General features: G+C 52.9%; 15 protein-coding genes. 7 read left to right on the plus strand and 8 right to left on the minus strand.

The features are described from left to right. Window positions 1–11: 11 nt before the first annotated feature. The 7 genes from AC3CHX_RS00490 to AC3CHX_RS00520 form a co-directional block, all read right to left on the minus strand. A complete protein-coding gene (locus AC3CHX_RS00490) occupies window positions 12–1,685 on the minus strand; it encodes a FecR family protein (RefSeq protein WP_488631562.1) in 1,674 nt (557 codons plus the stop codon). Between the two features lie 27 nt (window positions 1,686–1,712). Next, window positions 1,713–2,402: a response regulator transcription factor gene (locus AC3CHX_RS00495; RefSeq protein ID WP_488631563.1), complete on the minus strand. Its 690-nt coding sequence runs from the start codon at window positions 2,400–2,402 to the stop codon at window positions 1,713–1,715. A 212-nt stretch (window positions 2,403–2,614) separates the two neighbouring features. Next, window positions 2,615–2,866, minus strand: coding sequence for a cell division topological specificity factor MinE (gene minE, locus AC3CHX_RS00500; RefSeq protein ID WP_488631564.1), 252 nt, complete (start codon window positions 2,864–2,866; stop codon window positions 2,615–2,617). A gap of 1 nt (window position 2,867) precedes the next feature. Continuing rightward, window positions 2,868–3,683 carry a septum site-determining protein MinD gene (gene minD, locus AC3CHX_RS00505; RefSeq protein WP_488631565.1) on the minus strand — a complete coding sequence of 272 codons (816 nt, stop codon included), beginning with the start codon at window positions 3,681–3,683 and terminating at the stop codon, window positions 2,868–2,870. A gap of 27 nt (window positions 3,684–3,710) precedes the next feature. Then, window positions 3,711–4,478, minus strand: a complete 768-nt coding sequence (gene minC / locus AC3CHX_RS00510; RefSeq protein ID WP_488631566.1) for a septum site-determining protein MinC — start codon at window positions 4,476–4,478, stop codon at window positions 3,711–3,713. A 99-nt stretch (window positions 4,479–4,577) separates the two neighbouring features. Further along, complete coding sequence (locus tag AC3CHX_RS00515; protein WP_488631567.1) at window positions 4,578–4,784, minus strand: hypothetical protein; 207 nt, start codon at window positions 4,782–4,784, stop codon at window positions 4,578–4,580. Continuing rightward, a complete protein-coding gene (locus AC3CHX_RS00520) occupies window positions 4,765–5,211 on the minus strand; it encodes an Lrp/AsnC family transcriptional regulator (protein WP_488631568.1) in 447 nt (148 codons plus the stop codon). The genes AC3CHX_RS00515 and AC3CHX_RS00520 overlap by 20 nt, the downstream gene beginning before the upstream one ends. Window positions 5,212–5,397: 186 nt before the next feature. Here AC3CHX_RS00520 and AC3CHX_RS00525 point away from each other — a divergent pair, with 186 nt between their 5' ends. Then, window positions 5,398–6,489, plus strand: a complete 1,092-nt coding sequence (locus AC3CHX_RS00525; RefSeq protein WP_488631569.1) for a saccharopine dehydrogenase family protein — start codon at window positions 5,398–5,400, stop codon at window positions 6,487–6,489. 70 nt (window positions 6,490–6,559) lie between these two features. Here the strand turns inward: AC3CHX_RS00525 and AC3CHX_RS00530 are convergent, their stop codons facing one another. After that, complete coding sequence (locus AC3CHX_RS00530) at window positions 6,560–7,621, minus strand: M29 family metallopeptidase (RefSeq protein ID WP_488644679.1); 1,062 nt, start codon at window positions 7,619–7,621, stop codon at window positions 6,560–6,562. A gap of 233 nt (window positions 7,622–7,854) precedes the next feature. On the opposite strand from AC3CHX_RS00530, the gene AC3CHX_RS00535 reads away from it, so the two are divergent. The 6 genes from AC3CHX_RS00535 (at window position 7,855) to AC3CHX_RS00560 (ending at window position 12,447) form a co-directional block, all read left to right on the plus strand. Next, window positions 7,855–8,466, plus strand: a complete 612-nt coding sequence (locus tag AC3CHX_RS00535; RefSeq protein ID WP_488631570.1) for an OmpW/AlkL family protein — start codon at window positions 7,855–7,857, stop codon at window positions 8,464–8,466. Window positions 8,467–8,721: 255 nt separating this feature from the next. Then, a complete protein-coding gene (locus tag AC3CHX_RS00540) occupies window positions 8,722–9,240 on the plus strand; it encodes a hypothetical protein (RefSeq protein WP_488631571.1) in 519 nt (172 codons plus the stop codon). A 658-nt stretch (window positions 9,241–9,898) separates the two neighbouring features. Beyond that, the gene (locus AC3CHX_RS00545) at window positions 9,899–10,954 is read left to right on the plus strand and encodes a hypothetical protein (RefSeq protein WP_488631572.1); all 1,056 of its coding nucleotides are present in this window, start codon (window positions 9,899–9,901) and stop codon (window positions 10,952–10,954) included. Window position 10,955: 1 nt separating this feature from the next. Continuing rightward, window positions 10,956–11,585, plus strand: a complete 630-nt coding sequence (locus AC3CHX_RS00550; RefSeq protein WP_488631573.1) for a hypothetical protein — start codon at window positions 10,956–10,958, stop codon at window positions 11,583–11,585. Window positions 11,586–11,605: 20 nt separating this feature from the next. Further along, window positions 11,606–12,010 (plus strand): hypothetical protein, encoded by a 405-nt coding sequence (locus AC3CHX_RS00555; protein ID WP_488631574.1) that lies wholly within the window; start codon window positions 11,606–11,608, stop codon window positions 12,008–12,010. A 35-nt stretch (window positions 12,011–12,045) separates the two neighbouring features. Further along, the gene (locus AC3CHX_RS00560) at window positions 12,046–12,447 is read left to right on the plus strand and encodes a DUF6979 family protein (protein WP_488631575.1); all 402 of its coding nucleotides are present in this window, start codon (window positions 12,046–12,048) and stop codon (window positions 12,445–12,447) included. Window positions 12,448–12,482 lie beyond the last annotated feature (35 nt).

Here is a 12,482-nt window from a genome sequence, read left to right on the forward strand (position 1 = left end):
GACGCAAGGACTTAGTAGCCGGCCGGAGTGAGGCCGCCGCCATTCAGGAGTGGCGAGCCGTCGCCGGTAACCCAGCGACTGCCGACAACGATCTTTTGCACCGCCGAAAATGGGCCGACATAGCCATCCGGATCAATTGCCTTGATGCGGATGAAATAGCTGCCGTCAGGCGGGTTCGGTATGGAAATTTCCGAGGCGCTGGTTGCTTGCGTTAAAAATAGCGACGTGAACCCCGCATCCCGCGCGATTTCAGTCACAAATTTCTGACCGGGTTCGGCTTGCCAGCTGAATGCCAAGGCATTACCCGTTGGGTCAATTTTTGGCAATTGCAGCGGCGACATCAAGGTAAATGCCTGGGTGTCGCCGAATGGGCCGTGATCAGCCTTGCCATCCCGATTCAGCACGGTCGCCACGCGCCAGAAATAACTGCCGAGCGGCAACTTGCCGGTACTGAATTGCGCCGACGTCAGCGTCGCTTCATCAATCACCGGATTGCTGAACTTGTCGTCGGTGGCAACCTGCAAATGGTAGCTTCCTGCGGCAAGCATTTCGGACCAGCTGAAGGTCAGGTTGGCACTACGGGTCTTGCCTTTCGGTTGAATATTCAGAGGCGGTTCAGGTCGGGCTTTCAGTTTGAAGGCGTGGACATGCGGCAAGCCTTGCAGACCTTGCGCGTCGATTGCGGTCATGCGCGCAAAGTAGTTGCCGTCGGCAAGACCATCGATCTTGATTTCGCCGCTGCCGGTGTCGATTTCCGTCAGGATGTTTTGGGCGGCCCGATCGGTTGCAATCTGCGTTCGGTAGCCGCGCGCACCGGGTACCGGCACCACTGTGATGCGCACAGTTGTCCGTTCTTGCAGCGCAGGATGCCCGGACACCTGCGGTTCCGGTAGCAGTTTGACGGCTTTGCCGACGCCGTGCGCATCGGTGATGTTGCCTTGCCCCGCTTGCAATGTCAGCGCCGCAGGGCGGTTATTTTTGGCAACGGCCACGCCGCCACTCAAGACTTCGGTTGTCATCTTGTTATTGCTGACATCGACCCGGAATTTGGTGCCACGGACACCGGCGACTGCCAGCGGCGAGCGCACTTCGAAGCGCCCCTTGTTTGCTTTGAGAGACGATACCCTGGAATCGACACGTCCTTGCAATACGGTGATTTCGGTGACAGGGCTTTTCGTATACCGCGCGTTACGCAGACTGGTGAGCTTTACCTGGCTGTTGGAGGGCAATGCAATCCGCGATTCGTCGGCCAGCGCCAGTGTCAAAAAACTGTTTTGGCCGGTTTCAATGCGCGTACCTTCATACAGCGTCGAACCGATTTCCAGGGAGCTTGTTTTGCCATCAGCAGAGATAGCGCTAACATTACCGGACAGGGCAACTACTTTTGCGCTGCCGGGATCTTGCTGCAGCAGTGCTACCGGAATCACGATTGCAGTACCGATCGGAATGGCGCGGTCGTTGCGGATGGCATTGATTTTTGCCAGTGAGATCCAGTTGCTGCGCTTGGTCGTGAGCTGCTCGGCAATCATGCTTAAGGTGTCGCCCAGGCGAGCGCGATAGATAATCGCAGAGGGTGCTATCTGAACTGCATCGGAGTCAATGGGGGCTGGCGCGGCGGTGGCTTGCGCGCCAGCTAGTAACAGTAGAAAGCCGAGTTGAGTGATGTGACCTGAAACGCCGCGCATTTTTTCTCCTGCGCAGCACTGTGCGCATTATCCTGATAATTGTTCCAGTCGATAGCCGTAGCTATAAACGGGAGCAAGCCGAAATCCGTTTTCCGGCCGCAATTGTAACTTAGTGCGAACCCGTGATACATGCGTGTCCATCGTCCGCGACGGAATGTCGATATCGCGCGACCAAACGGCCTCAAGAATGTAAGCGCGCGACAGTGGACGGCCCAGGTTGCGGAAAAACAATAGAGCCAGGTCGAATTCTTTCTGCGTGATTTCAATCGGCACGCCCGCCAGTGTCAGACGCGCAGAGCGGGTTTCAAAAATGTAGTCGCCGAATATGATTTGCTCGCTGGCATTTTGAATCGGGTAAGCGCGACGTAACAGGGCTTGTACGCGTGCCACCAATTCACCGCGGCGTATCGGCTTGATCATGTAGTCATCGGCACCGGCAGCGAGTCCAGCCACAATGTCATCCTCACCAGAGCGGCTGGTCATGAACAAGACCGGGATTGTCAGCGGCAATTTTTCTCTTACCCAGTGCAGGACTTCAGGGCCGCTCAGATCGGGCACCTGCCAGTCGAGAATCAGCATGTCGTAGCTCTCGCGACGCAGCTGGTTCAGGATTTCCTTGCCGCTTTGAAATGGATGACACACATGACCGTTAGCGGTGAGCACCTGGCAAACCAGATCGGTTTGACTTGGATCGTCGTCAAGGACAGCAATTCTCATAGTTGATTTGGCAGTTCGCAGAAGGTGTTAAGAGATCAGAGAGACTGGGTTGTCTGACGCACTATAGTTTATGACGAAATGTGTAAAATGCCAGATTTCGCGATGTTACGATTCGCGCCGGGCCTGCCTCATACGAGGCAAGCAAACCGGGCGGTTGGCGTACGGGTGGGATGTGGGTTGCCGGGGATTATTTTTTTAGATCAAGTAACTGTTCAAATATCCGGTAGCACAACATTGACGTCCAGGACTTCCAGATCGCCTTGACGATCCAGCGAAATTTTGATGTCGCTGGCATTGACTCTGGTGTATTTCGAAATCACCTCAATCAACTCCTTGTGCAGCGCCGGCAGAAAATCATGGCCTCCACGACCGCTACGTTCACGCGCGATGATGATCTGCAGGCGCTCCTTGGCGGCGGATGCGCTTTTCGGCTGCTTGGCGAACAAGAACGAGAGCAGAGCCATATTACTTCCCTCCAAAGATGCGCGAGAGCAAGCCAGGTTTTTGATAGTTGGTAAAGCGCAGCGGCACCTCTTCACCGAGGAAGCGCGAGACCACGTCCTCGTAAGCCATGGCGACATCGCTGCCCTTGACGTGAATGGCCGGATTCCCCTGGTTGGACGCGTGCAACACATGTTCCGATTCCGGAATGATGCCGACCAGCGGAATCCGCAAGATGTCCTGGACGTCGGTGTATGACAGCATTTCGCCGGCGTCGACCCGCTTTGCCGAGTAACGCGTGATCAGCAGATGTTCCTTGACCGGTTCGCCACCATTCTGGGCGCGCCGCGACTTGGCCTGAATGATGCCGAGGATGCGGTCCGAGTCACGCACTGACGATACTTCCGGATTGGTGACGATCACGGCTTCATCGGCAAAGGTCAGCGCCATCACCGCACCACGCTCGATACCCGCCGGCGAGTCGCAGATGATGAATGCGAAGTCCATTTTGGCCAGATCGTTCAGCACGCGTTCGACGCCCTCTTCGGTCAGCGCGTCTTTATCCCGGGTTTGCGACGCCGGCAAAATAAACAGATTTTCGCAATGCTTGTCCTTGATCAAGGCCTGGTTGAGTGTCGCTTCGTTGTTGACCACGTTGATCAGGTCGTACACCACGCGTCGTTCGCAGCCCATGATCAGATCAAGATTACGCAGGCCAACGTCAAAATCGAGTACCGCTGTCTTATGGCCGCGCATAGCCAAGCCGGATGCAAAGCTGGCGCTGGAAGTGGTCTTGCCGACGCCGCCTTTGCCGGATGTAACAACGATGATTTTTGCCACGAAAACTCCTATTTGGAAATGCTAAAACTATGATCGGGAAGGCGAATTGAGCGATATTACGTCAATCCGGTCGCCGTTCAGGCGAATTTGCGCCGGCTGACCTTTCAGCTCCGCCGGTAAACCATTCTCAAAAGTGCGGTATACGCCAGCGATCGACACCAGTTCGGGCTCCATGCTGGTGGCGAAAATACGTGCTTCGGTATCGCCGCTGGCCCCCGCCAGCGCCCGCCCGCGCAACGGCGCATACACATGGATACTGCCATCGGCGATGATTTCGGCACCGTTGTTCACCATCGCAGTGATGATCAGGTCGGTGCCGCGCGCATAAATGCGTTGACCGGCGCGTACCGGTGTGTCGACGATCATGGCGCTGGCGGAAGGTGTCGCTGGCGCTGCAGTTTCCGCCACGACCGGTGCGACTGTTGCCGAGGTATCAAGTATGGGAGAGGGAGTGGCGGGCTCCGTGCGTGGCGCGACCACCGTGTCGATACTTAGGCCGTTGGCAATGATTGCCGCCTGCATCTCTTCCGGAGCATTGCGTACGGCAACCGCGTTGAGTTGATATGTTTTCAGCAAGCTGATGAGAGCGCCCCAGTCAATCTGGCGCTGCTCGGGTGCCAATGAGGCAATATCAATTACCGCAAATTCATTGTCGAAAAAATCAGCCATGCCGCCCGTCATCTCCTTTAATGCGGTATCCAGTAACACCAGATCCGAATCATGGAGAATGACTGAAACCGCCACGACCGTTGCTATTTTTATCTCAATTGGCTTACGTGTCTTGTTGTTTGGCATAAAGCAGCAGATTGAATAAGCGAACCAGAGTGCAGCCAGAAGCAGCAGACGAATCGCGAATAGGGTTAGGAATCGGTTTGGCTTGCATTAAATGACGCATCAGAATTTTTCGGAATGAACGATCTTACCAAATCCTTGCGGGATAGCAAAAAAACGCCTGTCAGGCTGTTGGATTCGCAACGGACTGGCGATAAAGCTGATCGCGCAGGCGGCTTGCCCGTTCCGCACTTGTTGCGGGTGAGTTTTATTCCAGGCAGCGGTAGTTGCGTCGCCAACCGCCATCATTTCAAATGGCGCTGCGGTCAATTCTGTTACTCAAAATGATCGAGGTCGATGTTTGTCTAACGCCTTCAATCGCACCTATCTGATCCAGCAACCGGTCCAGTATGCTGGTCGACTGGCAGCGTAATGTCAGCATATAGTCGATCATCCCGCTGACGGCACACAAGGTTTCGACCTCGGGCATTTTCTGCAGCATGTTGACCAGTGTGGCGGCACTCCCAGGATTCATCGAGATTCCGACGTAGGCCCGTACCGCGGGTTGATATAGCGTCTGATTGAGTCGCACGCTATAGCCGGCAATCACCCCCTGCTTTTCCAACGCGCCGATACGCGCGATCGCGGTCGTCCGCGCAATCCCGACCCGCTTGGCAATGGTTGCCATCGGCAGGCGTGCGTCATCCATCAGCAAGGCCAGGATTTTATTGTCAATTTCGTCCAGGTTTTGTTTCATGCAGTACGTTCTGTCTGATTCAGTGGTCGTTATGTATCGTAATCATGCAATGTGACGATAACTTGCTATCTATTAGCTGACAAGCATTGAATTTACAATTTCCGTCAGGCGTCGAGCCGAGTTTGACTGCCACAGGTGGTTATTACAGACATTAACAATGCAATCATAAAGATACGAGAGACAACCATGACCACTAAACTAATTCTTTTGGGTGCCGGAAAAATCGGTGACGCCATTCTCAATTTGCTGTCCCACACCGGCGATTACATGGTGACGGTGGCCGACCGCGATCCGCTGCGCCTGCAAGCCGTCAGAGAGGCCGCCTTTCCCAACGTCCAGGTAGTCGAGGCCGACATCTCCGATCCGATGACGGTGACGCATCTGATCGAGGGCCATGCCGTCACTTTGTCTGCTTGCCCTTATTTTTTGACACCGGTGATTGCCGCTGCCGCTAAAACAGCCAAGTCGCATTATTTTGATTTAACCGAAGACGTTGCAAGCACCCGTTTCGTCAAGCAACTGGCTGAAGATTCTGTCACGGCGTTTGTGCCGCAGTGTGGCCTGGCACCGGGTTTCATTTCGATCGTCGCCAATGATGTGGCCAGCCGTTTTGAACAGTTAAGAGACATCCACATGCGCGTCGGCGCACTACCGACTTATCCCAGCAACGCGCTTAAATACAATCTGACGTGGAGCACCGATGGACTGATCAATGAGTACTGCAATCCCTGCGAAGCGATTGTCGATGGCAGTTTGCGTGAAACGTCGCCGCTTGAAGAAATCGAACGTTTTTCTCTGGATGGCATAGATTACGAAGCGTTTAATACCTCCGGCGGGCTAGGAACGTTGTGTGAAAGCCTGGCCGGAAAAGTACAAAATCTGAATTACAAAACAGTCCGTTATCCGGGGCATCGGGATATCGTAAAAGTCCTGGTGCGCGATTTGCAATTAGGTCAGCCGGAGCGCCGCCATATTCTTAAAGAAGTGATGGAAGCATCGATCCCGATCACCAAGCAGGATGTGGTGCTGGTATTCGTCACCGTCTGCGGCATACGTGACGGTCGGCTGGAACAAGAGACCTACGCCAAAAAAATATACAGCCAAAAAGTGAATGGCCAGTTGTTGTCGGCGATTCAGTTGACGACAGCATCCGGCATCTGCACTATGGTGGATCTGGTGGTACAAGGAAAGTTACCCAATCATGGCTTGGTACGCCAGGAGGACACCCGCCTGGATGATTTTCTGTCCAATCGTTTTGGCCGTTATTACGCTGCTTGATATAAGAAAGTGGTGCTGAGCCAGGCTTGGATGCATGGCGGGATGTATCCGCAACGGAGCACCAGCACCATCAGACCTGCCAGGCGCCGTTTCTATACACAACATCATCATCAAGGTAGACGGCATCCGTTACCGCAAAGACGTCAATGTGATATCTGGCGTCAGCGCGCTTGATATGGGTTTTGTTGTAGACCCCGTGTTTGGCGCCGAGCGACAGGTGGATGCCGCACATCCGCTCGTAGGTACCAATATCGCTGACCATCCGTTCCCGTGAAAAAGCACGGTTCATCCCAAAGCCAAGTTCACGTAGCCACACCTCACCCTCATCGGCCCGGATATTCGCGAGCACCTGGTCGAAATCGGGGGTGGAATCGATCACGCCGCTCACCCGGCCTTTGGTGACCACCAGCGTGATGGGTTTCTCTGGTTTGTTGACCCGGAATGAAGTGTCGCCAAAAACAAAAATACGCACGCGTCCGTTCACGGCCTCCAGGTCTTGCGCTTCGGTGAAAACCTCGCCGATGGGGAATTGGCCGCCAACGTTGTTCATGGCGCTGTAGTCGCCTATGTTCAGTTTGGCCGACTCGAACGGAGATGCAAAGACCAGGCGTTCGCCGCCGCTGTCGACCGCTCCGGAACGTGCGCGATCAATGCGCGTCTTCAGCGCGTAGCCAACGTCACGGTAATACGCGGGGTCATACGCCAGTGACTCGATGTAGTAGAGCGCTTGCGGCCACGGCATGCGCGAAAGATGCGGATGTTCTATCACCTTGAGCGACCGCTTGAAGAGTTCGACGCGTATGCGGAAAGCCTCCAGACGAAAATTGGTTGATTGAATCAGTATCACCAAATCGCTGGCCTCAAGCGGCGCAAAAGCGGCGAGGACAGCTTCTGGCGAGACCGCATCAAAGTCGATGAATGTCGCTGTTGGCAGACAGCGCCGGTAGGCCTCCGTCAGGGCAACTGCGAGATCACAGCGCGCATCCGATACCACCACGGCGGCACGCGGGTGCGCATGCTGGATCGCAATTGAAAGAATATCGCGCAGATGTTTTTCCGCAGCATCAACCGCCTCCCTGGCTATGGTGCCGGAGGGGCGCTTCGAGGGTTCTTCGTTCGCAATTGGGATCATCGTCAATTTATCGCATCGGGGTATAGGAAACACCACACACACAGGACTAGGTTTTCAAGGCTATGCCATTTCCTGGTGGAGCAGCATTTTAATCGACAACCAGGGGTTTGCCGCCATACGCGCTAATTTACCGAGTGCGCGACGCTGCGCTGACGATGGTTTGATTTACATCAAATTAAATTTAGCCGCCTTCCTTTAACGTGCAGCAAGCATGAACAACACAGGGATGGAAAATGAAAAAAACAGCTTTATTAGTAGCCTTATCGGCACTCGGTATTTTCGCTGGAAATGCGCTGGCGCAGGAGAGTCCATGGCAAGTACGGGTGCGCGCTGCCTACCTCAAGCCTGCGGACAAGTCGGATCCGGTCGGCGGTGTCGGCGCATCCGATCGTTTGCACGTCAATGCCAAGACCATACCGGATGTCGACATTTCTTACTTCTTTACGCCGAACTGGGCAACCGAACTGGTCCTGACCTACCCGCAAAAGCAGGATGTCTCGCTGGATGGCAAAAAGATCGGCAGCTTCAAGCATTTGCCGCCGACCTTGACGCTGCAATACCACTTCCTGCCGCAAGCGCAGTTCAGCCCCTATCTTGGTGCCGGGCTCAACTACACCCGCATTTCCAGCGTCGATCTGCTGGATGGCACCGGCCGCCTGAATAAGGACAGCTGGGGTCTGGCATTGCAGGCAGGGGTTGACTACAAGCTCGATAAAAACTGGTCATTGAATCTGGACGTAAAAAAGCTGCAGATTCACAGCGATGTCTACGCTGGCGGGCAGAAAATCAGTCTCGTCAAGATCGATCCGTGGCTGATCGGCATGGGGGTCGGCTACCGCTTTTAAACAGGATATCAGTAGGTGTGGGCTCGGCGTTGGCACATGTGTCAATCAGCGTGTGAACATTTCCAGATATCAGCCCCCGTTTTGCCAGCAGGACCTCTCGAAGTACGGTCATGGCAGTGCTATGTTGCAATTGCGCTGGAAATAGTCAACGCTGATAGATGGAAAAAAATGGACGCTGATTAACAATTCCAAGGATTCATCAGTGGTACCGGGAGTAATAGCAGAATTAACGACGTCAAGCAATTGGATGAGTTGGTGGCACGAGCCAATCTGAAGTATCCAGTCTATCTGATGTTGCGGCGCGGACAGAGTTCGCAAGGCGCACAGATTAATCCGAGCGGGCTTCAGCCGCCGCCCATAGCCGTCAACCGTCAGAGCTCCTTGGCTACTGCCATAGCCGCAGCCAAGGCGGCAGCCATTCGCGAGCAGGAATTTCTAAAGCCAGTTGCACAAATGCCGAAAACTGCGCCATTCGGTTACAGTGAAGGTCCAAATGGGAGAACTTTGCTTTACCATCAGAAGTGCCCGGCAGGAGATTCGAGTAAATGGCAATTTGCGGTACTTGTGAATGGTGGCGTGTTGAACGGTGGGCACAGTTATGGATGCTGGCTGAAATATAAAGAGAAAAATCAGATCAAATATCCTGGAGATTCCATAAAAATCTGCCTCATAGGCAGAGGCGAATCCGGGGCAATTTCCATTGGAAATGCCTGCTTGTTCACGGATGCAGTAGATATCCTTAAATGGATACCGACGCCACGAGCATTTGAATAATTTTCATTAGTCCCCCGGTTTGAGCGAAATTTTTCCCTTACAAAGCACCTTGAGGATTCGTTCAGCGTGGCTTTTTATAGCCAAGATACAGATGTATTGGGTTTTGTCTGTTACAGATCGACTATAGCCTATGCTGCGCTCAGCACAACAGCCCATCCCTTTCCGTCACACGGAGTTGTCCATAATGGACTGCGAACAGCCGAGCCAGATCTGCGGTAGAAAAAGGACTGGAGGTCAACGTATGTTCTTCGATTGCTACCTGGGGGGGATTTTGGATGCCGGAAATTCGCACGACAAGAAGAACAGCTGCAAATCTTCCGTTGGGCAAGGGGGAGCTGGAACCGTAGATCTGGTAATCGCCCTCAATCCGAGGGTTCGGGGGTGCTGGTGGCTCGTAGCCGGTATCAATACTTTTCATCGTGATCTCTTTCGTAGATGGTCCTCAACTATACCGGAAAATGTTAATTTTTAATTAATCAAATTTGATCAATAATTTTCGATTGATCAAGCATAGTTCCACGACTTTTTCAGCGTCATCTGTCACGCTACGGGCCGCAGCGGTTCCACATCTAGGCGGCGTGATCCATTTCACTAGTTCGACGTGGCGGATGTCGAATGACGTGGAGCAACAAGGTTATGTAATGGAGGTTCATCTTCAATGGCTGTCTTTCAAACGATTAACGGGAAACTCGTCGCTCTTGAGAGCACAACTTTTGCCAAAGCTGGGTATAAGGAGAGGGACGATCTACAGCAATTGCTCAAGCAGCAGATTGAAATCATCGCACCTGGAACTTTGGTTATTGCAGAAGAATTCGGTGAATGGGAGGGCAGTCATCGGCGTATCGACTTACTTGCCATCGACAAGAGCGCCAATCTCGTGGTTATCGAACTGAAGCGCACCGAAGACGGTGGGCATATGGAGCTACAAGCAATTCGTTATGCGGCTATGGTGTCTACGCTGACCTTCGAAGCCGCAGTGGACGTATATCAGAAGTATTTACGTACGATCGATAGCAACGATGACGCTCGTAGTAGCCTCCTCGAATTTTTGGAGTGGGAAAACGCGAACGAGGAGCAATTTGCGCAAGATGTGCGCATCGTCCTCGCGGGAGCGGAGTTCTCCAAGGAGATCACAACAGCAGTTCTGTGGCTAAATGATCGCGATCTGGACATAAGGTGCGTGCGCCTGAGTCCGTATAAGGACGGCAACCGGCTACTGATTGATGTGCAGCAGGTGGTGCCACTACCAGAGGCCATGGACTACACAATAAAAATTCGCGAAAAAAAGGTTGTCGAGCGAGCGGCCCGAACTCAAGACCGGGACATGACTCGGTACGACATTACTGTTGGGCCTAATATCTTTAATAGCCTTCCAAAGCGAAGGGCGATTTACCAAGTGATTCGAAGTCTGTGTGACGGAAAAGTTGATCCCGAAAAGATACGCAGTACCATTACTTGGAGAGGGAATGCACTCTGGTCTGTCGATGGCGAGCTCGACGCGAAGTCTTTCGAAGACGCATTTGCAAAGCATCTTATTGCGCTCGGCAAGAAGCCTGATACTTACCGCTATTTCATCGCAGATGACGAATTGATACGCGCAAACGGCAAAACGTATGCTGTCTCAAAGATGTGGGGGCTGCGTACGAGCGAAGCGATGGAGGCACTGATTGAAGCATTCCCCGGACACGATATCGCATTCAACGAATCCCAGTGACATGCCGATCACCGTCACGCAGAACCCCGGGCAGAGCAGCATCATGGAAAAACTGAAGCCATTCGCTGAGCTTACTGAGCCAGACACTCGTCAACACTCCTTTGCGTTGCGCGATCCCGTGTCCGACAAAATACGGCCGCTGCGAGTCGAAGACATCTACGAAAGCGTGGAGGGAATCTCCCTACACGCTGGCGTCCCGGAAGAGATACGGAGTCACTTTGCGACTGCCCAGAACTTACTTGCCTATTCGTGGTTCTATTACCCATTCAATGTTACCGCCGAACTGCAAGGCTACATCTCCGTTGAGTTCGCACTAAAGCGGAAGTATCCGGACCACCCCCGCCCTTCGTTCCAGAAGTTGCTCGCCAAGGCGATCTCTGAGGGTCTGGTGAAGTCAGAGGGTTTTACGTATGGCCGAAATCCGGCGAGGGAACGTTACCCTCCTGCGATCAAGATTTCCCCAGAAATCCCATCAAACCGCAACTATGTTGAAGACGTGGCCGAAGCCATGCGGTTACTACGAAACTCACTAGCACACGGAACCGCGACGCTCCACATGAAGGGAGGTACGGTGCTACTTGTTTGCGCTGAGATCATAAACCAGCTGTTTCCACCTCCAAGTGACGGCTAACTGTTGTCGCCAACACTGTCGTGCAAATAAAGACGCAGTGGCAAGGGCCGAAATCGGCCATTCGCCCACCCGGTCTATGTGATGTTGTTATTGTAATTTCCCCCTTGTGTCTGACTTTGCTGAAGCGCATGATATCAGTCAGCTTGGCCGATGAAATTTTCGGAAACTTCAAAGGAGGCGCAATTGATCGCGAAAGAACAGGCATGGGAAAGCATTCAAAACAAGAAATTTTCAATTTGTGGAATTCAGCAAGAAATGCGTTAAAGCACTGCGGAAAGAAGGATGATGACATTGAGATGGTGCATCCATTCGATGATGCATACACGATGATCAGACGAGCGCTTTTCAATGCAAGTGAGCTTGGAGTATTCATTGAGAACGCTCACGAATTTGAAAATTGGCTGGTGGTCAACATCAACATGTAACGCCTTGCTCGACCAGGGAATCAGGAGATATGCAAATGGGACAATATGGAAGTGCAGCCATACTGGCTACAAAACTATTTCACGGGGCCAAGACATCATCACCAAAAAACGCTTGGGAAAGGGCTGTTGTCGAGATATTTCCAGATAGTCCGTCACTACAAGAAAAAAACTGTCCTCGGAGCGCATATCTTGGGTTGTGTGAAAGTGGTTTTGTTTCCGGTGTCCCTGTGGGTAACTACTGCCGTCGAGGGGAAAAGTTGAATAAGGGCTATGCATTGAAGGCATTGCCGCTTCTCATACAAGACCAAACTCTCTTGCTCGACGAAAATAAGCTCTGGAGCCTCGTGATGAAAGGTGGAGATAACGAAAATAAGGCTCACAACGGTCAAATGGAAGTCGTAATTTCCCTTTGGAATGAAGGGCTAATCGTAGCGTAACCAAACGCCTTGAAGTCAAATCAGAAAGACTGTTT

It is taken from the genome of Glaciimonas sp. OK215 (genome assembly GCF_057787885.1).